Consider the following 22,126-nt stretch of genomic DNA (forward strand, 5'->3'; position numbering starts at 1 on the left):
GCTGCTGCCCGCACCGCGCCACCACGATCGTGCAGGCCATCCTCGTCCTGCAGCTCATCGAAGAAGGTCGCTACTCAGGATGAAAAGTGCTCACTGCTCAGAGTTGTGATCGCCTGGGTTATCGTCCGCATCATGCCTACCGGCATCAGCGCCCTAGTCGTACAGCCACGGCCACATTGGGTCAGGGGCGCAGGGCTTGATCAAATTGTCTACCGGTAATCCGAGGACAGAGGGGCAAGATCTTGGAGCGCTGTCTCGTTCGCTAGGGTTCAACGATGGATCTTTGAGGAAGGCGAGACCTCTAGATCCGGAAAATACCCGGAACTGGCCGGCGCCGCATGAACTCCTGGTACGGCTCACTCGCAGGCCAGGGCGCTTTGGGTAGTCGGAACTGCGATGCCCTGTAAAACCGTCGGCTCAGCCTACCCAGGTTCGAACCCTGGACCTGCCACCAGCAGAACCCCAGCTCAGAGGCCCTACGGGGCCTCTTCTGGTTTCCGGGGCCATGTAGTCAGGGGCAGCCGAGAGCCGCCGTCTGTCACCGGTCTCGAAACATGTCCGGCATGGACCATGAGGTGTTCTCCCGGGGCGGCGCCCATGATCCGGAGTGAGACGAGCCCCAGAACGACGGAGAGCCCCGGAGATCATCCGGGGCTTTTCGCCATCTCTTGGACCAGGTTTTGGCGTAGACCCGCAGCAGGACATCCACGTGCCATGCCCCGCCCGCACGGCGACCTCCGGGGCCGGAACGCCGCCGTGGAGCCAGAGGGACACGGCCGCGTGCCTCAGGTCGTACGGCCGGCGGGCCAGGGGAGAGGCGACCTGGGCTGGGGGTAGCGCCAGCGTCCGGGCTTCCTGCCACACCTCGGTGTACGCCGTGGAGGCGACGACCCCGCCGCGTTTGCTCCGGGACAAGGGCTGCAACCATGATCAGGATAGTCGATTACGACCCCGCGTGGCCTGATCGGTTTGAGGCGCTGCGAAAGGATTACGCCCAGGCATTGGAGGCCGGGTGTGTGCCGGCGATTTCCATCGAACACGTCGGTAGCACCTCGGTTCCCGGGCTGGCCGCCAAACCCGTCATCGACTGCGACATTGTCGTAGCCGAGCATGTCGAGGCCGCCACGGACGTCCTGATCGGCCTGGGTTTCTCGCCGTTGGGCGAGCTGGGAATCCCGCAGTGAGGGGCATTCAAGGAGCCCGCACGACTCGCCGGGACCAACACCTACGTCATCGTTAAGGGGTCGCTGTCGTTGCGAAATCACCTCGCGGTCAGGGATGTTCTGCGAATCGACCCGGAACTTCGTGACCAGTACGCTGCAGTGAAGAAACGCGTTGCCGCGACGGCCGCCGACATCGGTGACTACGGCCGAGGGAAGAACGCGATGGTGCAGGCGATCCTCGCCGCGGCCGGTCTAAGTGATGCTGAACGAGCCTTGATAGATGGCAACCAGGTGCCGTCACACGATGAGGTTCCGAGGTGACGAACACCAGTGAGATGACGCACTGCAAGGCACGCTCCGCCGATGTGGCATAGATCAAGAGTGTGATGATCGGTCCATGAGCTATGACCTCGCCGTCCTCGGCATGAGCGGGCCTGCCGATGTCGAGGCAGCTCGTCGGATGTTCGATCGTTGTGGCTCCGCACACCATGCCGAAGGCGAACTTGATCAGCGAATCGTCGCCTTCTATGAGGAGCTGCGTGCGCACTTCCCCGACGACCCGCCTTCCGATGATTCGGAGAGTCCCTGGATGTCGATGCCCCTATCTGTTGGCATCGACCATGTGATCATGCACCTGAGCTACTCGGAGCGGAGCAGGCCCGCACTCGAAAAAATCATGGAGTTGGCGGCGCTGCATGGTCTTGTCGTCTACGATCCGCAATTCGAAGAGGTGTTCGTCCCTGAGGGGGACACGTAACCCGCGTGACGTGCCTTGGGTCGTAGGGCAGGCGGGGGCCGGCGGTGGGGCCGCCTGCTGTGGGGGGAATGCCGGTTTCCGAGCTTCCTGCCTCACCTCCGTGTACCCCGTCGAGGCGCCCGCTCGGAGGAGACGCCCATCCTCTCCGGTGCCGTACTCGGCGGCGGATCAACGGTCAGGCCGTTCGTTCGGTAGGGCGATTCGCAGCGGGCATGTGGCCTTGGCTGCTTTCATTCGGGAGGACGGCGGGTGGCATGATCAAGTGGTAGGCGTGTGCGTCCGGACTGGGATGTGGGCAGGCCGGCTGTCGTGACACACGTCGAACCCGCTATGGCGGGGACACTCGACCTCCTCGGAGGCGGGGCAGAAACGCGGCGGGTGGGGAGGCTCGGCGTGGTCATGCGCTTCATGATGGGTGATCGGGTGGTGACTTGGGCTCGGCGTCGGCGAGTTGAGTTCCTGCGGCGATCATGAGCCACGGATCTCGCTTCGCTTCCACCGAGGCGTAGGTCGCGTGGTCGCGCTGAACGCCCCACCGTTGCGCGCGACGGGACCTACGGCCTCGTGGGGCTGGCGCTGCCGGCCTTCGCCGGTGCGCGCGCTGAGGCCTGGTTCATGCTGATCGTCGCCCTCCTGCCGCCGGGCGACACGCTGATCGTGCTGCGCAACGGCGACATCAAGGCGGCCGCGTTCGGTGTCCACTACGCGACCGCCGTGGTCGCCCTGCTCGACGCCGCCCTGCTCTTCGCCCTCTGATGGCGAACTCTTGGCTTGCGGTTCCCTCGCGGGAGTCTGCCGGGGGCGCTCGGAGGGTGTGCGGTGGTCGTGGGGGAGGGGGTGGATCTTGATGGGGCTTCGGGGGCGTGGTTTGGTACGGCTCGCTTGGGGTTTTTGGTGTGGGTTGTCGGGGGGCTGGGATTATCGGGGAGGGTTAGTGGAGCAAGGTGCTTATGGGGGATTTTTCGGTTGACTTCGGCTTTTTCTTAATCAGGGCGGATATCGCGGCCGCTATCACGGTCATCATGAGCAGGAGCGCTAGCGACAGGACCACGATGAGGGCGGCCAGAATGGCGATGCTCACTCCTGCCTCGTACAGCAGGAGCAGGAGGATGTCGGTGTCCACGGGATCATCCGGTTTTCTGGTTTGCGGGAAGGCGGGCGGGTGGGCGCGGTAGGTTGGATTGATGTGAGAGCGTTGTGGGGGACGGCTGCCGGTGCGGAGCGATCGTATCGGAGTCTGCGCGGGGGGTTGGGGATGTTGCTGGCCGCGCTTGTCGCGGTCGGGGGATGTGGTGGTTCCGCTGCTTCATCCTCCTCTTCTCCCTCTTCTTCTCCTTCTGCTGAAGTGTCTCCATCTGTGCCTTCCTCTCCTCGTGAGCGGGATCGTGAGAGGAATGATGTGCCCGGGGCGGATGCGGCGGTGCCGCGTGATGCCGCCAAGCTGGCGCGGGCGCTGGCGGAGAATTCCGCGGCCTTGCGGAAGGCCATTGACGCTTGGGTGAAGGACGGGGATCCGTCGCGCGGAGAACCGCCGGAAGAGGTCGTGCTGCGGGCCTTGTACGAGCAGCGGATCTATCGGTTCGCGGCCCGTAATGCGGGAGTCGCCGAGCGGGCTTTCAAGCGGCTGCCGCCGGAATCGGCGCGGGCCGCGAAGGACAATGTGAAGGCCATCCGGGGGCTGCTGGCGCTGGCCCGGCCGGTCAAACCGTCACAGGTGTTCAAGGTGCAGGACCCGCTGCCGGCCGGGCGGCTGCTGGGCTACTTCAAGAAGGCCGAGCGGCGGTTCGGCGTGGAGTGGGAGGTCCTGGCCGCGGTGATGTTCGCCGAGACCAAGTTCGGGCGGGTGAAGTCCAACAGTTACGCCGGAGCCCAGGGGCCGATGCAGTTCATGCCGGCCACGTGGCGCGCCTATGGAATGGGCGGGGACATCCAGGATCCGCAGGACGCCATAATGGGCGCGGCGAATTATCTGCGGGCCACCGGGGCGCCGCAGAACTATCAGCGGGCGTTGCATGCCTACAATCCCTCGCAGGCTTATGTCGACGCCATTCTGTTGCATGCCGGGCAGATAAAACGGGATCCCCGGAATTACTATGCCTATTACGCGTGGCAGGTGTTCGTGCTGACCACGGAGGGAGAACGGCGGCTTACGGGGCCGTGATGGCGGGTGATGTCTGTCCGGTGGATTCGCCGCTGTCCTATCCCGGGCGGCTGCCCGACGCCTCCGGGGTCGTGGTGGGAGATCGCTTTCTGGCCCTCGACGTGTGGGAGGGCGCGCCTCTGGGCGAGTGGGGCGTGCCGGAGGCGGGCGTACGGCTGGCGGACTTCCTGGCCTCGGCCGGGGTCGCGCCCGTACGCGAGCGGGTGCCCGTCGTCGCCGTGGGGTCCAACGCGGCTCCGGCGCAGTTACGGCGGAAGTTCGCCGCGCTGGGAGCCCGGCTCGTACTGCCCATGACCATGGCCACGGTGCGCGGGATCGCGGCCGGAGTGTCCGGACATGTCAACAGACACGGGTACGTCCCCGCGACGCCGGTCGTGGGCGACTTCCGGTCGCGGCTGTTCGTGGGGTGGTTCGATCGGGAGCAGCTCGGCGTGCTCGACGTCACCGAGCCCAACTACGTGCGGCGCCTGGTTCCCGAGGGCGCGGTCACCCTTGAGTCCGGGGTGGGGGTGCGGAACTGCCACTGCTACGCCGGGCGGCACGGGCACCTGGCGGAGCGGGAGTGCGGGACGCCGGTCCTGCTGGGCTCCCAGGCGGCGGTGATCGCGTGGCTGCTGCGCCGCTCCAGCGCCCTGGCGCGGCTGTGCGGGCGTACTCCGGAGGAGTTCGTGACCCGGCTGCGCGGCGACGGGCACGGGCGCGCGAGCGTACGCGATGCGGCGTACGTGTTGATGCGGGCGGAAGGTCTGGTTCGGGTGCAGGCCGAGTTCGACACGTGGTCGGCCGGGGGAGCCGGCTGATCTCGGTCGGGGACGCGGGGACGCCGCTGACTGGCGCGGCTGTCGCGGTTGTGGTGGTTTTGACGCTGCTCGTGCGCTTCGGCGGTGGCGCCTGTGTGTGGTGGTGGCGTCGGGAGGGGCTGGTCGTGGTGGCAACGCGGGTGACGGTGGGCGGAGGACTGTGGACGCGGACATGAGCGGGGCGCGGCACGCGCCGCTCCATCAGGATGCGGAGACGCGGTTCCTGATCACCATGTCGGAATGGGTGAGCCAGGAACTGGTCGCCAAGGGGTCGGTGCGGGTGTGGGTCGACAGGCCGGAGAATCGCCGCCTGTTCCAGGAGGTGGCGCGCCGCGTGGGGGAGCTGCTCGGACGGCGGGTGGTGAGTTACGCCCGCGGGCGGGAGATCCTCATCATGGAGGAGGAGCTGATCGATTCCTCGTCAGAGGACGAGGACCCCTGCCCGACCTCGGAGGGGGTGGGGTAGCCTCCAGCGGTTTCTCCGGCTTCTTCAGTTATTGTCGGCCCCTCTGGTTTCTCCGGTCTTTTCGGTTTGTGGGGGTGTTCGGGGGAGAGGGCGGTCGGCCGGTCGGGGGTGGGGCTACGCGGATTCGCGTAGGTGAGGTCACGCGTTCTCGCGGATGGCAGGTACGGCCGCCGTCGGCAGAATCGCGGCTGTGACCTGGCCTTTTGTGGGGCGCGCATGTTGAGCGTGTTCGCCCGTGCGTTCCGTACGCCCGATCTGCGGAAGAAGCTGCTGTTCACGCTGGGCGTGGTGGTGTTGTTTCGGTTCGGGCAGATCCTGCCTGCGCCGGGGGTGCATGTCGCCAACGTCGAGAAGTGCCTCACCGAGGCACAGGCCGGCGACTCCGCCGGGCTGCTGTCGATGATCCAGTTGTTCAGCGGCGGCGGGATGCTCAAGCTGTCGGTGTTCGCGCTGGGCGTCATCCCGTACGTCACCGCGAGCATCGTGTTGCAGCTCCTTGCGGTGGTGGTGCCCCGTCTTGAGCAGCTCAGGAAGGAGGGGCAGGCGGGCAGCGCGAAGATCACGCAGTACACGCGCTACCTGACCGTGGCCCTCGCGGTGCTCAACGCGACCGCGCTGCTGGCGCTGGCACGTGGGCGGCAGATCTTCTCCTGCCGGCACGTCCTGCTGGTGAACGACGACCTGGTCACCGTGCTGACCGTCGTCGTCACCATCACCGCCGGGACCGCGGTCGTCATGTGGCTCGGCGAGCTGATCACGGATCGCGGGATCGGCAACGGCATGTCGATCCTCATCTTCGCGCAGGTCGTCGCGGTGTTCCCGGCGTACCTGGGCAACATCCTGCGGCAGAGCCCGGTCGCGTTCGCGACCATGCTGGTGCTGGGCGCGTTCCTGGTGGCGGGGGTCGTGTTCGTGGAGCAGGCGCAGCGCCGTGTCCCGGTGCAGTACGCCAAGCGCATGGTCGGCCGCCGGGTCTATGGCGGGACCAGCACCTACATTCCGCTCAAGGTCAACCAGGCGGGGATCATCCCTGTCATCTTCACCACCTCCCTGCTGTACGTGCCGCAGCTCGCGGTGATGCTCGCCGGCAACACGTCCAACGCGCTGATCGACTGGATCCAGCGCTACCTGGTCTCCGGGGACCACCCCGTGTACGTCGTCACCTACTTCCTGCTCGTCGTGGTGTTCACGTTCTTCTACGTGTCGATCACGTTCAACCCGGTGGAGGTCGCGGACAACATGCGGCGATACGGCGGTTTCGTCCCCGGCATCCGGCCCGGACGGCCCACCGCCGAGTACCTGCACTACGTGCTCAACCGGCTGACCGCGCCCGGCGCCGTCTACCTCGGCGTGCTCTCGCTGATCCCGATCATCGCGTTCGTGCTGCTGCGCGACCCGGGCACGCAGCAGAACTTCCCGTTCGGCGGGGCGACGATCCTGATCATGGTGGGGGTGGGGCTGGAAACGGTCAAGCAGATCGAGAGCCAGTTGCAGCAGCGCAACTACGAGGGGTTCCTGCGGTAGGCAGGCGGGAGGGAGGCGCGTCGCCGTGCCACTGCGCTCGCCGCTCGGTCTTGGGGAGCGTCGGTTCGGTCCCCAGGTGTGTGCGGGAACGTGGGGCGGCAGGTGGGGGAGGGGGGTTCTGGTGCGGGGTAGCGGGGTGAGGGCCGAGGGCTCCGGGGGGTGGGGCGGATCGGCCTGCCAGGGGACCGGGGCGGGGATGGGGGTGCGTGGGAGGACGGGGCGGGGGTGGCGGTGTGCGGGAGGACGGGGCGGGGGGTGACGGTGCTTGGGAGGACGGGCGGGGGCGGCGGTGCGTGGGAGGACGGGGCGGGGGCGGCGGTGCGTGGGAGGACGGGGCGGGGGTGGCGGTGTGCGGGAGGGGTAGGCGGATCAGGTGGTGGGGAAGGTCAGGCCGGCGCGTACGGCGAAGACGACCAGTTGGGCTCGGTCGCGGGCGTGCAGTTTGACCATGGCCCGGCTGATGTGGGTGCGGACGGTGTCGGGGCTGAGGGTCAGTTCTTTGGCGATCTCCTCGTTGGAGCGGCCGGTGGCGGCCCAGGCGACCATTTCGCGCTCCCTAGGGGTCAGCTCGTCCAGGCCGGCGGGTGGGGGCGTGCCGTCGGCCAGGTGGCGGCCGAACAGGCCGAGGACGCGGCGGGTGATCGAGGGGGACAGCAGGGCCTCGCCCGCCGCGACGACCCGGATCGCGCGGACGAGTTCGGCCGGGGCGTTCTCCTTCAGGATGAAGCCGCTGGCTCCGGCCTGCAGTGAGTCGAAGACGTACTCGTCGATCTCGAACGTGGTGACCACGACGACCTTCGTGGCGCGCAGGGCGGGGTCGGCGGTGATGGCGCGGAGGGTGGCGACGCCGTCCATGCCGGGCATGCGCATGTCGAGGAGCAGTACGTCGGGGCGGGTGCGGCGGACGAGGTCCAGGGTCTGGGGGCCGTCGGTGGCCTCGCCGACCAGTTCCATGTCGGGCTCGCGTTCGACGAGCACGCGCAGGCCCATGCGGACGACGGCCTCGTCGTCGGCCAGGGCGACCCTGATCGGCGGCCCGGCGGGGGCGTCGGGCACATGGTCGGGCACCTGGTTGGGCACCTGGTTGGGCACATGGTCGGTCATGTGGTCGGCTCGGTCATGTGGTCCGTCGTGCGGCCGGTCATGCCGTCGGGGGGACGGGGAAGCGGGCCAGGACGCGGAAGCCGCCGCCCTCGCGGGGGGACGCGGTGAAGGTGCCGCCCGCGGCCTCGACCCGGGCGCGCATGCCGGTGAGGCCCCGGCCCTCGGTGTGGGGGGCGGCGGGCGTGGCGCGGCCGCGGTCGGTGACCTCGACGACCAGGTGCGGGGGCGCGTGCGCGACGCGTACGACGGCGGTGGTCGGGCCCGCGTGCCGGAGCACGTTGGTGAGCGACTCGCGGACGACGCGGTAGACGGCGGCGTCGATGTGGGCCGGGATCGCCGGGCCTGGCTCGCCGATGTGCAGCTCGACCGGCAGGCCCGCCGCGCGTACGCCCTCGACGAGAGGGCGTAGGTCGCGTACGGAGGGTGGGGCGGTCTCCAGCGGGTGCATGCGGTCCAGGGCGGCGCGGAGCTCGGCCAGGGCGCGGGTGCTGGTGGCCTGGATGGCCCGCAGCGACTCGCGGGCCTGCTCGGGCTGCTCGTCGAACAGCAGCAGCGCCACGCCCGCCTGCATGGCGATCGTGGCCAGGCCGTGGCCGGCCGCGTCGTGCACCTCGGCGGCGAGGCGGCGGCGCTCGTTCAGGACCGCCTGCGGGGCGTGCAGCCGGCCGGTGTGCAGCGGGGCGACGTCGTGGTGCGGGGCCGCCGGCTCGGCGGCGACGGTGCGCGCCTGCGCCGCGCCGCCCGCGCCCCACGGCACGGCCAGCCAGCCGGACCAGGCCAGGACCAGGATGACCGGCATGTCGCCGATCCTGGCGAGCCTGGGCAGGTCTTCGGTCAGCGGGGTGGTGCACCACCAGATCAGGGCCGCCGCGGCGGTGACGATGAGCGTGGCGGCCCAGGCGGGGGTGAGATCGACGACGGCGAGGCCGCAGGCGGCGACGGCGACGCCGATCGCGGTCGTGAGCGCAGCCGGGGGCGGGCCGGGCACCCGGCGGCCACGGCGCCACAGGAGCCGGCGGATCACAGCCCCGCGCTCGCTCACAATGCTGCGATTCTAGCCGCGATCAACGAACGGCGGCGGGGAGGTGGCGTGAGGGCGGGGTGGGCATCGGTGCGGTGACGGCGCGGCGCCGCGAGGGCGGGGTGGGCATCGGTGCGGTGACGGCGCGGTGGCGTGAGGGCGGGGTGGGCATCGGTGCGGTGACGGCGCGGCGGCGGGCTGCTCGGGAGGACGGATATTTCGGCACAATCCGCAGTGTGGACAGAGCCATCCGGGTGGCGCTCGTCGCGCTCGCCCTTCTGACGTGCGCGGTCGCGGCGGTGCCCCGTACCAGCTCGGAGCTGGGCATGGTGGCCGCCATCGCGTACGCCGTGCGGGAAGGGCGTGGCCTTCCGGGGTGGCGTGACGGGCCCATCCCGTACTCGTGGGGCGGCGGGCACGCGCGGGAGCCCGGCCCCTCGCGCGGCACCTGCGTGGGTTATCACGGCTCGATCCGGCCCTGCCCGGCGCGCAAGACGGTGGGGCTCGACTGTTCCGGCCTGGCGCGCTGGGTCTACCACCTGGCGTTCGGGCGGGACGTGCTCGGCAGCGGCAACACCGATGACCACCTGCGCAAGCTGCGCCCGGTCCCGCCCGAGGCCGTACGGCCCGGCGACCTGGTCTACTACGGGACGATCACCCCGAAACGCGTCCGTACGCACCATGTCGGCGTGTACGTCGGCAACGGCAAGATGGTCAACGCGTTGCGCACCGGGACGACGGTCCGGGTGGACGACGTCACCGCGGTGAAGGACTTCGCCGGATATTTTCGGCTCAACGCGGCTTTCTAAGCCGTACCAAATGGGGCGGGTGTCATCTAGAGAAACTGTCGGGGCTGGGGCCTACTCTGTCCGGTCATGGACAGGCGGTGGGTCGGGCCCGATGGGTACGAGGTGCTGCCGGCCGTGCGTGCCGGGCGCGAGGTGTTGCGTGTGCGCAGGTATGGGCGGTTGGTCGCCGACTGCGTCTCCGTCGAGCAGGTGGCGCGGCTGGTCGATCTCGCCGATCTGTGCGAGGTGATCCCGCTGCGGCCCCGCGTTGAGGGCGTCCCGGGTGCGGGCGCGGCGGGCGATGAGGTCACCGGTACGTCTGTGCCGGGCGGGTGAGCGGCCGTCTGGCGCGGGAGTGCCCGGCGCCGCGGGGGCGCGGTGATTCCGATTCGCGTCAGCCGAGACTGGCGTGTATGGTTACACCTGTCCGCAGCGACGAGGCCAGAGGCCAGAGCGCAGCGAGAACCGCCCCGTTAGCTCAGTCGGCAGAGCGTCTCCATGGTAAGGAGAAGGTCTACGGTTCGATTCCGTAACGGGGCTCGACCATCCACTAGCCCTGACCCGCGGTTGGGGCTTTTGGCTTGGGTGGCCTCGCCTGGCCGCCCCAGAGCCGCCGTGCGTTCGGTGCCCGAGCAGTCGGGTATCCTGGCCCACGCCGGATGTGCTAACGACGGTCACAAGGCGGAGTAGCTCAGTCAGGCAGAGCAAGCGGCTCATAATCGCTGTGTCGCCGGTTCAAGTCCGGCCTCCGCTACTACCCTCCCGGGTCCCCCGCCTAGGGGTGACCTGGCGGGGGTCGTCCATCAGTCCCGAACGTAGAAAGGCACTCCCACGTGGCTGCCACCGACGTTAGGCCGAAGATCACGCTGGCCTGCCAGGAGTGCAAGCACCGCAACTACATCACGCGGAAGAACCGGCGTAACGACCCCGACCGGCTTGAGCTGAAGAAGTACTGCCCCAACTGCAAGACGCACCAGCCGCACCGCGAGACCCGCTGACGATCGTCCAGATCGTACGACTCTGACCCGCCGCACCGGCGCCTTTGGGGGGACCCGGTGGGCGGGTTGTGGTGTTGGCGCCGGGCAGTGCTGTTACCGTCGGCGTTGAGCGTGTGCCCCTTGGTGACGGGCACGCCGTAGAGACCCGTGAAGGAGTCCCCCGCACGATGGCCCTGAACCGTGATTTCGTCGGCCGTACGTACGTCTCGCCGAGCACATACGAGGTCAGCCGCGTGAAGATCAGGGAGTTCGCCGCCGCGATCGGCGACCCGAACCCGATCTACCGCGACCGCGAGGCCGCGAAGGCCGCGGGGCACCCCGACGTGATCGCGCCCCCGACGTTCCCCATCGTGTTCACCCTGACCGGCGCGGGCGAGGCGCTGTCCGATCCCGACCTGGGGCTCAACTACGCCATGGTGGTGCACGGCGAGCAGCGCTTCGAGTACGTCCGGCCGATCCGCGCCGGCGACGAGCTGGTGTGCGCGTCCACGATCACCGAGATCCGCAGCGTGGGCCGCAACGAGATGCTGACCGTGCGCAGCGACGTGACGACCGTCGAGGGCGAGGCGGTCTGCACCACCTACAACACCATCGTCGAGCGCGGAGGGGCGGCGTAGCGATGACCGCGACGATCAAGTACGACGAGGTCGAGGTCGGCCAGCAGATCGAGCCCGCCGAGTACAACGTGCGCCGGGTGGACCTGGTGATGTACGCGGGCGCGTCCGGCGACTACAACCCCATCCACTGGAACGAGCGCTTCGCCAAGACGGTCGGCCTGCCCGACGTGATCGCGCACGGCATGTACACGATGGCCCAGGGCGGGCGCTACGTCACCGACTGGGCCGGCGACCCGGGCGCGGTCGTCGACTACGGCGTGCGGTTCTCCTCCATGGTGGTCGTGCCCGACGACGACCAGGGCGCCACGATCAGGGTCAGCGGCGTGGTGGAGCAGAAGCTCGACGACAACAAGGTCGTGGTGGTGCTGACCGCCAAGTCGGGCGACTCGCGGGTGCTGTCCAAGGCCAGGGCGGTCGTCCGGCTCGCCTGACATCCCGCCGCTCCCCTGGGTAGCGGGCCGTCCCCTGGGTAGCGAGACCGGGGTGATGAGCGAAGCGAGGCAGGCACCACGTCATGTCATCGGGCTCGCCGAGCAGCGGGCCACGGCCCGGCGCAACCGCGACTTCGCGGCGGCCGACGTGCTGCGCGGCGAGATCGAGGAGGCCGGCTGGCTGGTACGCGACACCGATGACGGGTTCGAGCTGACCCCCAAGCCGCCCTTCGAGGTCTGGCCCACGGTCGCGTCACTGCCCGTCCCGGCGGTCGCGGATCGGCCGTCCGGGGATCGGGCGACGGCGGATCGGCCAAGCGCGGATCGGCCGGCCGGGGATCGGGCGGTTGCGGATCGGGCGTCCGCGCGGGCCGCTGCGGACCGGCCGCCGCCGCAGGAGGCCGAGGGCGGCGCGGGGCACACCCCGGGCACCGAGGAGATGATCGCCTCACAGGTGCTGTGGGACTCCACCCTGGCCGTCAACCGGATGGACGAGGCGATCACGGGCGCCGCCGAGACCGTCACCCACCCGGCCGCGGCGTCGTCCACGGTGACGGTGGCGTTGCTGGTGGACGGCCGGCCGGCGGACGTGCGCAAGTGCGTGGACGCGCTGCTCGCCTACACCGACGCCCGGATTCTCGCGCTGGACCTCGGCGACGTGGACGGCGCGGGCGTCGTGCTGCACGAGCTGGCCGCCGCCCATCCCGAGCGCATCCGGGAACTGCACGTGGCGGAGCCGCCGCACTGGCGTGGCGGCTCGGCGGGCTGGGGCGCCGCGCGTACCAAGCTGCTGTTCCTGGACGAGTCGGACGTGCACGTCGTCATGGAGACGGCCACGGTGCTCGACGGCGACGCGATCACCCCGCTGGTCCGGGCGCTGGACGACGGCGCGGTGGCGGCGGGATGGCGCGGCGCGAACCCCACCCCCGACGGCGAGGAGTGGGCGGAGGCGGGTCCGGGGCCGGTGCGGGCCCTGTACGGCCACCTGATGGCCGTACGCCGCACGGCCGCGCTGGAAGCGGGCGGGTTCCCGGAGCGCGCGCAGTACCATCGCCACGCCGACCTGGAGTTCTGCCTGACGCTCCCGGGCGAGAAGGTCGTGGTGGACGAGGGGCTGCCGGTGCACCAGGAGCGGCACCGCGCCCACGACGACGTCGATCCGGGCTACCGCGAGCGCGAGTCGCGCCGTACGTACGAGCGTGTCCTGAGGCTCCTGCGCGAGACCCGGAAGGCCCCCACGCCGTAGGCTGGTCGGGTCCGTCCCGGCGTGTGGGGGAAAGTGCATGACTGAGCGGTTGGCAGGGGTGCGGCTGGGGCCGTACACGACGTTGGGACTCGGCGGCACCGCCCGCGCGTTCGCCGAGGCGGGTACGGCCGGCGAGCTGGCCGCCGTCGTCACCTCGGCCGACCGCGCCGGGGAGCCGGTGCTGGTGCTGGGCGGCGGCAGCAACCTGGTGATCGCCGACTCGGGCTTCGACGGTCTCGTCGTACGCGTCGCCTCGCGCGGCCTGGAGGTCGTGCCCGACGGAGACCGGGTGCTGGTCACGGCGCAGAGCGGCGAGGACTGGGACGCGCTGGTGGCGCGCAGCGTCGCCGAGGGGTGGTCGGGGATCGAGTGCCTGTCGGGCATCCCGGGCCTGGTCGGCTCGACCCCGATCCAGAACGTGGGCGCGTACGGGCAGGAGGTCGCGCAGACGATCGTACGGGTGCGGGTGCTGGACCGCGTGACCGGTGAGGAGCGCGATTTCGGCGCCGGGGAGTGCGGCTTCGCCTACCGGCACAGCGCGTTCAAGGCCGAGCTGGGCCGCCACCTGGTGCTGGCGGTGACGTACGCGCTGGCCCGCTCGCCGCTGTCGGGGCCGATCGGCTACAAGGAGCTGGCCGTGCGCCTCGGCGTCGAGCTGGGCGACCGCGTGCCGCTCGCCGAGGCCCGCGCCGCCGTGCTGGCCCTGCGCGCGGGCAAGGGCATGGTGCTCGACCCGGCCGACCCCGACACCCGCAGCGCCGGCTCGTTCTTCACCAACCCGATCCTGACCCCGGCGCAGGCCGCCGACCTGGAGCTGCGCGCGGCCGGGTTCCCGCGCTGGCCCATGCCCGACGGCTCGGTGAAGGTCCCGGCCGCGTGGCTGATCGAGCAGGCGGGCTTCCCCAAGGGCTACGCCCGGGGTCCGGTGCGCATCTCCACCAAGCACACGCTCGCGCTGACCAACCCCGACGGCTCGGGCACCGCCGCCGACCTGATCGCGCTGGCCAGGGAGGTCCGCGACGGCGTGGCCGAGAAGTTCGGCGTCATGCTGGTCAACGAGCCGGTGCTGGTCGGAGTGGATCTGTAGCCCCGGGAACAATCCTCCGCGGCCCTGCCGTTACTCTTATCAACACCGAAGGGGAGTAGTCCCAATCGCGTGATCGACATACTGGCGCCCTCGCGCCCGGTCACGCGGGCCTGATTCCGCGGGCGGACGAGACCTTCGGCCTGGCAGTCGTACGCAATCGTCGCTGCCGGGCCGAAGCGTGCCCGCGTCCCCGGGCGGTGGCTTCGCCCGGCCGCGCGGAAGAGAAGGGCGTCCCCCCGGGTGGAAGCGTTCTGGATCAGTCTCGCCGTCATCTTCGCCGCCGAACTCGGCGACAAGAGCCAGCTCATGGCGATGACGTTCGCCACCAGGTTCCGGCCGTTGCCGGTGCTGGCCGGCATCACCATCGCGACCACGGTCGTGCACCTGTTCAGCGTGGCGCTGGGCGGGCTGGTCGGCGACCTGCTGCCCACCTCCGCCATCGCGGTCATCGCCGGTCTGGCCTTCCTCGGCTTCGCCGTGTGGACGCTGCGCGGCGACGAGCTGAGCGAGGAGGAGTCGAGCAAGGCGTCCCGCGTCACGCGGTCGGCGCTCATCGCGGTGACCATCGCGTTCTTCCTCAGCGAGCTGGGCGACAAGACCATGCTGGCCACGATCACGCTGGCCACGCAGAACGGCTGGTTCGGCACCTGGATCGGCTCGACGGTGGGCATGGTCGCGGCCGACGCGCTGGCCATCATGGTCGGGCGGATGCTCGGCAAGCACCTGCCCGAAAAGATCATCCGGTACGGCGCCGCGGCCATGTTCACCCTCTTCGGCATCGTCCTGATCGCCGAGGGGCTGATGCAGTAGTGACGCCGGGCCGCGTCAGGAGGCCCCGAGCAGTGACAGCCGGTGCGCGATGGCCGTGGCCTCGCCCCGGCTGCTCACGTTCAGCTTGGCCAGGATGTTCGACACGTGCACGCTCACGGTCTTGGCGCTGATGAACAGCTCCGCCGCGATGTCGCGGTTGGAGCGGCCCTCGGCCACCAGGCGCAGCACCTCCAGCTCGCGCGGCGTCAGCAGCTCGGCGGCCGAGGACCCGGCGCCGACGCCGGCCTCGTCCTCGGTGAGCGCGAGCCCGACGCGGCGGGCCAGCAGCCCGATCTCCTCGGTCAGCGGCGCGGCCCGCAGCTCGGCGGCCAGCGGGTAGGCCACCCGCAGCCGCTCGGCGGCGCCGTCGCGGTCGCCCTGGCGGGCGGCGTCGGTAGCCGCGTGGAACAGCGCCTTGGCCCGGTGGTAGAGCCGGCCGAGCGGCACCCACCACTTCGCGGCCTCGTCCCAGCGCCGCTCGCACATCAGCCGGTAGCCCTCGGCGACGGGCCCGTCGGTCTGCATCTGGGCCAGCAGTTCATCGGCCCGCTTCCGTACGGCCGCCGCCCACTCGGGCCGCACCACCGCGGCGCCGTCGCACGCGGCGTACACCTGGGGCATCAGCCGCCAGCCCAGCAGCGCCTTGCTGAGCGGCGGGCCGTCGGCCAGCGCGCTCTCGGCGACCCGCAGGGCCTCCTCGGGCTCGCCGCGGAGCTGGTGCAGGTGGATCAGGAGCCGGTGGTTGACGATCAGCTCCTGGAGGGTCTCCTCCTTGCGCCCGCTGAAGACCTCCAGTTCGGAGAGGATGTCCTCCAGGAGGGCGGTCTCGCCGCGGGAGGCGGCGATGTCGGCGCGCACGCGCAGCAGGTGGTGGCGGGTGCGCACCACCGGGTCGCGGGCCAGCCCGGCCTCGATGACCTCGATGGCCTCGTCCCAGCGGCCCAGCGCCTCCAGGGCCTCGGCCCGGTTGTTGGCGATGAACACCCCCGAGACCCGGTAGCGGCCGTACTGCCGGGCCAGGGCCTCGCCCTCCACGGCCAGCGCGACGGCCTCCTCGGAACGGCCGAGGTTGTTCAGCGCGTCGATGTTGTTGCCGATGGCCCGCAGCGCCAGCTTGCCCGAGCCCAGCCGCAGCCCGATCGCCTTGGCCCGGTCGTTGGTGGAGATGGTGTCGAAGTGGTGCCCGGTGATGGAGTGGCCGAGCGCCAGGTTGAGCAGCAGCTCGGCCTCCTCGCACTCGTCGCCCAGGTCGCGGGCGATGCGCAGGGCCTCCTCGGTGAGCGCGGTGCCCTCGTCGGTCTCGCCGATGAACATCAGGTGCGCGCCCAGCCGCGACAGCACGTGCGCGCGGGCCGGGCCCGGATCGGGCACGAGGCGGGCGGCGTACCTGAGGTTCTCCAGCGCGCCCGGCTTGCGCTTCTCCTTCTGGAAGGACGCCAGCCGCACCACCAGCTCCGCCACCCGCTCGGGCTCGGTCTCCTCGTCCAGCTCGTCCAGCGCGGCCTTGACGAACTTGATGCCCCGGTCCACCTCGCCGCTGGCCTGGGCGGCGGCCGAGGCGAGCTCCAGGATCGTGGTGTGGTCGGCGCCGATGCGCTCGGCGGCGTCGGGCACGTGGTCCCACAGCCCGAGCACCCGCTCAAGGAGCTGCATCTGCTCGGTGTACGCGAACGCCGTGGCCGCCTTGCCCGCCGCCTCCCAGGCCGAGATGAGCGCCCACAGGTCGTTGCGCGCGGAGTACCAGTGATGCGCGATCTCCACCGCCGCGCGGCCGGGGGGCACCAGCCTGCGGTCGCGCTCGATCTCCTCGGCGAAGCGGGCGTGCAGACGGACGTGCTCGCCGGGCAGCAGCTCGTCGTGCACGGCCTCGCGGATCAGCGCGTGCCTGAAGACGTACGCGCGGCCGTCGGCGACCTGGATCACGTTGGCGGCGATGGCCGGGCGCAGCGCGTTCTCCAGGTCGATGTCGGACAGGCCGCTCACCGCCGACAGCAGCCCGTGGCCCACCCGGATGCCCCCGGCCGCCGCAACGCGCAGCACGCGCTGGGTCTCCTCGGGCAGCTTCTCCACCGAGCCGATGATGAGGTCGTGCAGCGACTCGGGGAAGACGCAGTCCTCCCCGGCCTCGACCAGGGCCTCCACGAACAGCGGGATGCCCTCGCTGCGCTCGTAGACCGTGCTGACCAGGCGGTATTCGGGGGTCTTGCCGAGGATGCCGGCCACCTGGGCGGCGACCTCGTCGCGGGTGAGGCGGGGCAGTTCGAGGCGGGTCACGCCGTCCACGCGGCTCAGCTCGGCCAGCACCGGGCGCAGCGGATGCTGGCGGTGCAGCTCGTCGGAGCGGTAGGTGAGCAGCATCAGGATCGGCGCGGTGCGCAGGTTGCGGCTCAGGAAGGCGATCAGGTCGCGGCTGGACCGGTCGGCCCAGTGGATGTCCTCGATGACCAGGATGACCGCGCGGCGCTCGGCGAGGCGTTCGAGCAGCGTGAGGATCTGCTCGAACAGGCGGGCCCGCGCGGTCTCGGTCTCGCGGTCGCTGTCGGGCTCGCCGAACTCGGGCAGCAGCCGGGCCAGGTCGCGCCCGGCTCCGTCGGGCAGCAGCGCCTCGACGGCGCCGGTGCCCATCTCGCGGACGAGCTGGCGCAGCGCGGCGGTGAAGGGGGCGTACGCCAGGCCCTCGACGGACAGCTCCACGCACCCGCCCACGAGCACGTGGGCGTCCTCGCGCGCCGCGCGCTCGGTGAACGCGCCGACGAGCCGGGTCTTCCCCACGCCCGCCTCGCCGCCGAGGAGCACGGCCGAGGCCGCCCGCTTGCGTGACTGTTCGAACGCCTCCGTGAGGATATCGAGTTCCGTCTCGCGCCCCACGAAGACGGGGCTCACCGCCCGACCCACCATGTCGTCCAGCATGGCATGCCCCTTAGCGGGCTTTCGCCCCATTTTTCTCCCGGCGTACGCCGCCGCCCGTGACCGCCCCCGCAGGTCAAGGAGGCTGTGAGGCCCGGCCGAGAGGGAGGTTTCGGCCGGGCTCTCTGTGGACGGTCATGACGCGCGCAGCTTGCCGAAGGCGGCGCGGTGACGCCGCTCCCCGGACTTCCTGCCCTTCTCGGCCTCCCGCACCTGCCGGTGGGTCGCCGCCTCCTCGTGCAACTCCGCCACCCGGTTGATGATCATTTGATAGTGCAGTTCCGGTCCCATGGGGGGATCTCCTTGTTGTGCCGCTATTTCCTGACACTTCAAGGTTCGTCCTAAGGCCCCACCCGGCACATCGGGCGGATGCCCTATCTCCCTCCCTACGACCGCACGCCACCGGACGTAGGACTACCTACGCCGCGCACCCCATACCTAGACAATGCCGTGACACCCGTCCACCTGGCCGGGAAGACCGCGCGCCACGCCGGTCGTATCAGCGTCGCGCCGCTCGCCATCGGCGCCGCGCCCGCGGGCTGCCGGACGGCTGGCGGACGGGCACGCGGGCTCCTACTGACGCGGCGTATCCGCGCCACCCGGCCGGGGTAACGTGCTGGACTTTTATTTGGAATCACCGAGGCCGGTCGGCGATGCTGGGGGGGTGTCGATACTGACTACCTCGCTCGCGGAGGTGGCGTCGTCCGATGCCACGCTGCGAGCCTTTCTGCACGGCCTGCCCGGGGTCGACCGGGTGGGCGCCGACCAGCGAGCCGCGGTGCTCGGCACCCGATCGATCAAGACGACCGCGAAGGCACAGGCCATCGATCTGGCCATCTCCATGGTCGATCTGACCACCCTGGAGGGCGCCGACACCCCGGGCAAGGTCCGGGCGATGTGCGCGAAGGCCGTCCACCCCGATCCGTCCGACCCCTCGGCGCCGCGGGTGGCCGCGGTGTGCGTCTACCCCGACCTGGTGGCGGAGGCGGCCGCGGCCGTCGCCGGGACCGGGGTGAAGGTGGCGAGCGTGGCGACCGCGTTCCCCAGCGGGCGTACGTCGCTTGAGGTGAAGGTGGCCGACACCGCGCTCGCCGTCGCGGCGGGCGCCGACGAGATCGACATGGTCATCGACCGGGGGGCCTTCCTGTCCGGGCGCTACCTGAAGGTGTACGAGGAGATCGCCGCGGTGAAGGCCGCCGCCGGCGAGGCGCACCTGAAGGTGATCCTGGAGACGGGCGAGCTGGCCACCTACGACAACGTGCGGCGGGCCTCGTGGCTGGCCATGCTGGCCGGCGCCGACTTCATCAAGACCTCGACCGGCAAGGTGTCGCCCGCCGCGACCCTCCCGGTCACCCTGATCATGCTGGAGGCCGTACGCGACTTCCGCGCGCGCACCGGCCGCATGGTCGGCGTCAAGCCGGCCGGGGGCATCCGCACCGCCAAGGACGCCATCAAGTACCTCGTGCTGGTCAACGAGACGGCCGGCGAGGACTGGCTCGACCCGGCCTGGTTCAGGCTGGGCGCGTCCTCGCTGCTGAACGACCTGCTGATGCAGCGGCAGAAGCTGGCCACCGGCCGCTACGCGGGCCCCGACTACTTCACCCTGGACTGACGCCGATGAGACTTGAGTACGCACCGGCGCCCGAGTCCCGTGACGTCGTGGAAATCAAGCCGTCGTACGGGCTGTTCATCAACGGCGAGTTCGTCGAGGGCGGCGGCACCCCGTTCAAGACCGTCAACCCGGCCGACGAGCAGGCCTTGGCCGAGGTCGCCTGCGCCGACGAGGCCGACGTGGATCGCGCCGTGCAGGCGGCGCGCAAGGCGTTCGGCGTGTGGAGCGCGCTGCCCGGCGCCGAGCGCGCCAAGTACCTGTTCCGGATCGCCCGGATCATCCAGGAACGCGCCCGCGAGCTGGCCGTGCTGGAGACCCTGGACAACGGCAAGCCGATCCGCGAGTCGCGCGACGTGGACCTGCCGCTCGTGGCCGCGCACTTCTTCTACTACGCCGGCTGGGCCGACAAGCTGGAGTACGCCGGGTTCGGCCCCGCGCCGCGCCCGCTCGGCGTCGCCGGGCAGGTCATCCCCTGGAACTTCCCGCTGCTGATGCTGGCCTGGAAGATCGCCCCCGCGCTGGCCTGCGGCAACACCGTGGTGCTCAAGCCGGCCGAGACCACGCCGCTGACAGCGCTCGCCTTCGCCGACATCTGCGTGCAGGCCGGGCTGCCGGCCGGCGTGGTCAACATCGTCACCGGCGCGGGCGAAACCGGCGCGGCCGTGGTGAACCACGCCGATGTGAACAAGGTGGCCTTCACCGGCTCCACCGAGGTCGGCAGGCTCATCGCCCGCTCCCTCGCCGGCACCGGCAAGAAGCTCACCCTGGAGCTGGGTGGCAAGGCGGCCAACATCGTCTTCGAGGACGCCCCGCTCGACCAGGCCGTCGAGGGCATCGTCAACGGCATCTTCTTCAACCAGGGCCACGTCTGCTGCGCGGGCTCCCGGCTGCTGGTGCAGGAGTCGATCCGCGACGAGCTGCTCGACGCGCTCAAGCGCAGGCTGGGCACGCTGCGCCTGGGCGACCCGCTGGACAAGAACACCGACATCGGCGCGATCAACTCCGCGGCCCAGCTCGCCAAGATCCGCGAGCTGGCCGACGCGGGGGAGCGCGAGGGCGCCGAGCGCTGGTCGCCCGCCTGCGCGATCCCCGAGCGCGGCTACTGGTTCCCGCCGACCGTCTTCACCGGCGTGGCCCAGTCGCACCGGATCGCCCGCGAGGAGATCTTCGGCCCGGTCCTGTCGGTGCTCACCTTCCGCACCCCGGCCGAGGCGGTCGAGAAGGCCAACAACACCCCGTACGGCCTGTCCGCGGGCGTGTGGACCGAGAAGGGCTCACGCATCCTGTGGCTGGCCGACCGGCTCCGCGCCGGCGTCGTGTGGGCCAACACCTTCAACCGCTTCGACCCGGCCTCGCCGTTCGGCGGCTACAAGGAGTCCGGATACGGGCGCGAAGGCGGGCGGCACGGGCTGGAGGCGTACCTCGATGTGTGAGCACCGCACCTCCCGGCGGCGCGACCGCCGGGCGCAGATGACCAAGGGCCACGCCTTCGCCCGCGCCGGCCGCCCCGCCCACCGCCGCGGCTGGTTCGCCCACAGAGCCGGCGTCACCTGCTGCACCCAGGCCCCGGAACGCCTCCACCACCACGACGAGCCCATGCGAGGGCGCGGCCATGATCTGGACTGAGGAGCGGCGGGAGCGTAGCGACCAGAGCGACGAGGGAAGATCGTGGCCTGAGGGGCGCCCGAGCCGCGCCCGCGGAGCGGGCGCAATGGGTGCTGTCGCGGCCATGATCTGGACTGAGGAGCGGCGGGATCGATGAGTGAGAACAACGGGCGGCTGGCCGTGCGGAAGACGTACAAGTTGTTCGTCGGTGGGGCGTTTCCGCGTTCGGAGAGCGGCCGGTCGTACGCCGTGCGCTCGGCGAAGGGGGTCTTCCTGGCCAACGCGGCGCTGGCCTCGCGCAAGGACGCGCGTGATGCCGTGGTGGCGGCGCGCAAGGCGTTCCCCGGGTGGTCGGGGGCCACGGCGTACAACCGGGGGCAGATCCTCTACCGGGTGGCCGAGATGCTGGAGGGGCGGCGGGCGCAGTTCGCCGCCGAGCTGGTGGACGCCGACGGGGTGTCCGCGCGCAAGGCGGGCGAGCTGGTGGACGCCGCGGTGGACCGGCTGGTGTGGTACGCGGGCTGGTCGGACAAGATCGCGGCGGTGCACGGGTCGGCCAACCCGGTCGCCGGGCCGTACTTCAACCTGTCCACGCCCGAGCCGAGCGGGGTCGTCGCGGTGGTGGCGCCTCCGATGGGGCCGCTGCTGGGGCTGGTCTCGGTGATCGCCCCGGTGATCGTGTCGGGCAACACGTGCGTGGTGGTGGCCAGTGAGCGGGCGCCGCTGCCCGCGATCACGCTGGCCGAGGTGCTGGCCACCTCCGACCTGCCGGGCGGGGTGGTGAACATCCTGACCGGGCGGGCCGCGGAGCTGGCGCCGTGGCTGGCCGGGCACATGGACGTCAACGGCATCGACCTGACCGGGTGCCCGGAGGAGCTGGCGGTGGCGTGCGAGCGCGACGCCGCCGAGAACCTCAAGCGGGTGTTCCGGCCCGATCCCGGGGAGGACTGGCTCGCGACCCCGGGCACGGCCCGGCTGCGGGCGTTCCTGGAGACCAAGACCGTCTGGCATCCGGTCGGGATATAGCGG

The 22,126-nt window shown here is 70.7% G+C and carries 22 protein-coding genes, 2 tRNA genes and 3 pseudogenes; 22 read left to right on the top strand and 5 right to left on the bottom strand.

Going from position 1 to position 22,126, the window contains the following annotated elements; translation table 11 throughout:
- From HNP84_RS48135 to HNP84_RS48150, 4 genes and pseudogenes are all read left to right on the top strand, one after another.
- Nucleotides 1-83, top strand: a pseudogene (locus tag HNP84_RS48135) (IS5/IS1182 family transposase); the annotation flags it as partial.
- 843 nt (nt 84-926) lie between these two features.
- Nucleotides 927-1,484: pseudogene (locus HNP84_RS54480) on the top strand (GrpB family protein).
- Nucleotides 1,485-1,560: 76 nt separating this feature from the next.
- On the top strand, nt 1,561-1,920 hold the full coding sequence (locus HNP84_RS48145; RefSeq protein WP_185056864.1) for a hypothetical protein: 360 nt from the start codon (nt 1,561-1,563) through the stop codon (nt 1,918-1,920).
- Nucleotides 1,921-2,472: 552 nt separating this feature from the next.
- Nucleotides 2,473-2,676 (top strand): annotated as a pseudogene (locus HNP84_RS48150) (DUF4267 domain-containing protein); the annotation flags it as partial.
- A 175-nt stretch (nt 2,677-2,851) separates the two neighbouring features.
- On the opposite strand, the gene HNP84_RS48155 reads toward HNP84_RS48150, so the two are convergent.
- Nucleotides 2,852-3,043 (bottom strand): hypothetical protein, encoded by a 192-nt coding sequence (locus HNP84_RS48155; protein WP_185056866.1) that lies wholly within the window; start codon nt 3,041-3,043, stop codon nt 2,852-2,854.
- A 276-nt stretch (nt 3,044-3,319) separates the two neighbouring features.
- Between HNP84_RS48155 and HNP84_RS55710 the strand changes: the two genes are divergently transcribed.
- The 4 genes from HNP84_RS55710 to secY all read left to right on the top strand — a co-directional run bounded on the left by HNP84_RS55710 (nt 3,320) and on the right by secY (nt 6,871).
- Nucleotides 3,320-4,081: a lytic transglycosylase domain-containing protein gene (locus HNP84_RS55710; protein WP_185056867.1), complete on the top strand. Its 762-nt coding sequence runs from the start codon at nt 3,320-3,322 to the stop codon at nt 4,079-4,081.
- A gap of 20 nt (nt 4,082-4,101) precedes the next feature.
- Entirely contained in the window at nt 4,102-4,881 is a 780-nt protein-coding gene (locus tag HNP84_RS48165; protein ID WP_185056868.1) for a hypothetical protein, read from the top strand.
- A 160-nt stretch (nt 4,882-5,041) separates the two neighbouring features.
- A complete protein-coding gene (locus tag HNP84_RS48170; RefSeq protein ID WP_185056869.1) occupies nt 5,042-5,347 on the top strand; it encodes a hypothetical protein in 306 nt (101 codons plus the stop codon).
- A gap of 216 nt (nt 5,348-5,563) precedes the next feature.
- Nucleotides 5,564-6,871 carry a preprotein translocase subunit SecY gene (gene secY / locus HNP84_RS48175; RefSeq protein WP_185056870.1) on the top strand — a complete coding sequence of 436 codons (1,308 nt, stop codon included), beginning with the start codon at nt 5,564-5,566 and terminating at the stop codon, nt 6,869-6,871.
- A gap of 369 nt (nt 6,872-7,240) precedes the next feature.
- Here the strand turns inward: secY and HNP84_RS48180 are convergent, their stop codons facing one another.
- Nucleotides 7,241-7,975 (bottom strand): response regulator, encoded by a 735-nt coding sequence (locus HNP84_RS48180; protein ID WP_185056871.1) that lies wholly within the window; start codon nt 7,973-7,975, stop codon nt 7,241-7,243.
- A 37-nt stretch (nt 7,976-8,012) separates the two neighbouring features.
- Nucleotides 8,013-9,017 (bottom strand): sensor histidine kinase, encoded by a 1,005-nt coding sequence (locus HNP84_RS48185; RefSeq protein ID WP_185056872.1) that lies wholly within the window; start codon nt 9,015-9,017, stop codon nt 8,013-8,015.
- Nucleotides 9,018-9,232: 215 nt separating this feature from the next.
- Here HNP84_RS48185 and HNP84_RS48190 point away from each other — a divergent pair, with 215 nt between their 5' ends.
- The 10 genes from HNP84_RS48190 to HNP84_RS48235 all read left to right on the top strand — a co-directional run bounded on the left by HNP84_RS48190 (nt 9,233) and on the right by HNP84_RS48235 (nt 14,973).
- Entirely contained in the window at nt 9,233-9,805 is a 573-nt protein-coding gene (locus HNP84_RS48190; protein WP_312927321.1) for a C40 family peptidase, read from the top strand.
- A 66-nt stretch (nt 9,806-9,871) separates the two neighbouring features.
- On the top strand, nt 9,872-10,120 hold the full coding sequence (locus tag HNP84_RS48195) for a transposase (protein WP_246519573.1): 249 nt from the start codon (nt 9,872-9,874) through the stop codon (nt 10,118-10,120).
- A 131-nt stretch (nt 10,121-10,251) separates the two neighbouring features.
- Nucleotides 10,252-10,324 (top strand) — tRNA-Thr (locus HNP84_RS48200).
- A gap of 140 nt (nt 10,325-10,464) precedes the next feature.
- Nucleotides 10,465-10,538: transfer RNA gene (locus tag HNP84_RS48205), tRNA-Met, on the top strand.
- 79 nt (nt 10,539-10,617) lie between these two features.
- Nucleotides 10,618-10,782, top strand: coding sequence for a 50S ribosomal protein L33 (gene rpmG / locus HNP84_RS48210; RefSeq protein WP_093169131.1), 165 nt, complete (start codon nt 10,618-10,620; stop codon nt 10,780-10,782).
- Nucleotides 10,783-10,949: 167 nt separating this feature from the next.
- Nucleotides 10,950-11,399, top strand: a complete 450-nt coding sequence (locus HNP84_RS48215; RefSeq protein ID WP_185056873.1) for a MaoC family dehydratase N-terminal domain-containing protein — start codon at nt 10,950-10,952, stop codon at nt 11,397-11,399.
- A gap of 2 nt (nt 11,400-11,401) precedes the next feature.
- Nucleotides 11,402-11,830 carry a MaoC family dehydratase gene (locus tag HNP84_RS48220; RefSeq protein ID WP_185056874.1) on the top strand — a complete coding sequence of 143 codons (429 nt, stop codon included), beginning with the start codon at nt 11,402-11,404 and terminating at the stop codon, nt 11,828-11,830.
- A gap of 55 nt (nt 11,831-11,885) precedes the next feature.
- On the top strand, nt 11,886-13,076 hold the full coding sequence (locus HNP84_RS48225) for a glycosyltransferase family 2 protein (RefSeq protein WP_185056875.1): 1,191 nt from the start codon (nt 11,886-11,888) through the stop codon (nt 13,074-13,076).
- A gap of 37 nt (nt 13,077-13,113) precedes the next feature.
- Entirely contained in the window at nt 13,114-14,163 is a 1,050-nt protein-coding gene (locus tag HNP84_RS48230; protein WP_185056876.1) for a UDP-N-acetylmuramate dehydrogenase, read from the top strand.
- Between the two features lie 240 nt (nt 14,164-14,403).
- Nucleotides 14,404-14,973: a TMEM165/GDT1 family protein gene (locus HNP84_RS48235; protein ID WP_185056877.1), complete on the top strand. Its 570-nt coding sequence runs from the start codon at nt 14,404-14,406 to the stop codon at nt 14,971-14,973.
- A 15-nt stretch (nt 14,974-14,988) separates the two neighbouring features.
- On the opposite strand, the gene HNP84_RS48240 is transcribed toward HNP84_RS48235, so the two are convergent.
- Nucleotides 14,989-17,883 (bottom strand): ATP-binding protein, encoded by a 2,895-nt coding sequence (locus HNP84_RS48240; protein WP_185056878.1) that lies wholly within the window; start codon nt 17,881-17,883, stop codon nt 14,989-14,991.
- Nucleotides 17,884-18,015: 132 nt separating this feature from the next.
- Nucleotides 18,016-18,171 carry a hypothetical protein gene (locus tag HNP84_RS48245; RefSeq protein WP_185056879.1) on the bottom strand — a complete coding sequence of 52 codons (156 nt, stop codon included), beginning with the start codon at nt 18,169-18,171 and terminating at the stop codon, nt 18,016-18,018.
- Between the two features lie 382 nt (nt 18,172-18,553).
- Between HNP84_RS48245 and deoC the strand changes: the two genes are divergently transcribed.
- The 4 genes from deoC to HNP84_RS48265 all read left to right on the top strand — a co-directional run bounded on the left by deoC (nt 18,554) and on the right by HNP84_RS48265 (nt 22,123).
- Nucleotides 18,554-19,492, top strand: a complete 939-nt coding sequence (gene deoC, locus HNP84_RS48250; protein WP_185056940.1) for a deoxyribose-phosphate aldolase — start codon at nt 18,554-18,556, stop codon at nt 19,490-19,492.
- Nucleotides 19,493-19,497: 5 nt separating this feature from the next.
- Nucleotides 19,498-20,925 (top strand): aldehyde dehydrogenase family protein, encoded by a 1,428-nt coding sequence (locus HNP84_RS48255; protein ID WP_185056880.1) that lies wholly within the window; start codon nt 19,498-19,500, stop codon nt 20,923-20,925.
- The gene (locus HNP84_RS48260; protein WP_185056881.1) at nt 20,918-21,118 is read left to right on the top strand and encodes a hypothetical protein; all 201 of its coding nucleotides are present in this window, start codon (nt 20,918-20,920) and stop codon (nt 21,116-21,118) included. Before HNP84_RS48255 ends, HNP84_RS48260 begins: the two co-directional genes overlap by 8 nt.
- A 132-nt stretch (nt 21,119-21,250) precedes the next feature.
- Nucleotides 21,251-22,123: an aldehyde dehydrogenase family protein gene (locus tag HNP84_RS48265; RefSeq protein WP_185056882.1), complete on the top strand. Its 873-nt coding sequence runs from the start codon at nt 21,251-21,253 to the stop codon at nt 22,121-22,123.
- Nucleotides 22,124-22,126 lie beyond the last annotated feature (3 nt).

It is taken from the genome of Thermocatellispora tengchongensis, assembly GCF_014202315.1.
Taxonomy (GTDB): Bacteria; Actinomycetota; Actinomycetes; order Streptosporangiales; family Streptosporangiaceae; genus Thermocatellispora; species Thermocatellispora tengchongensis.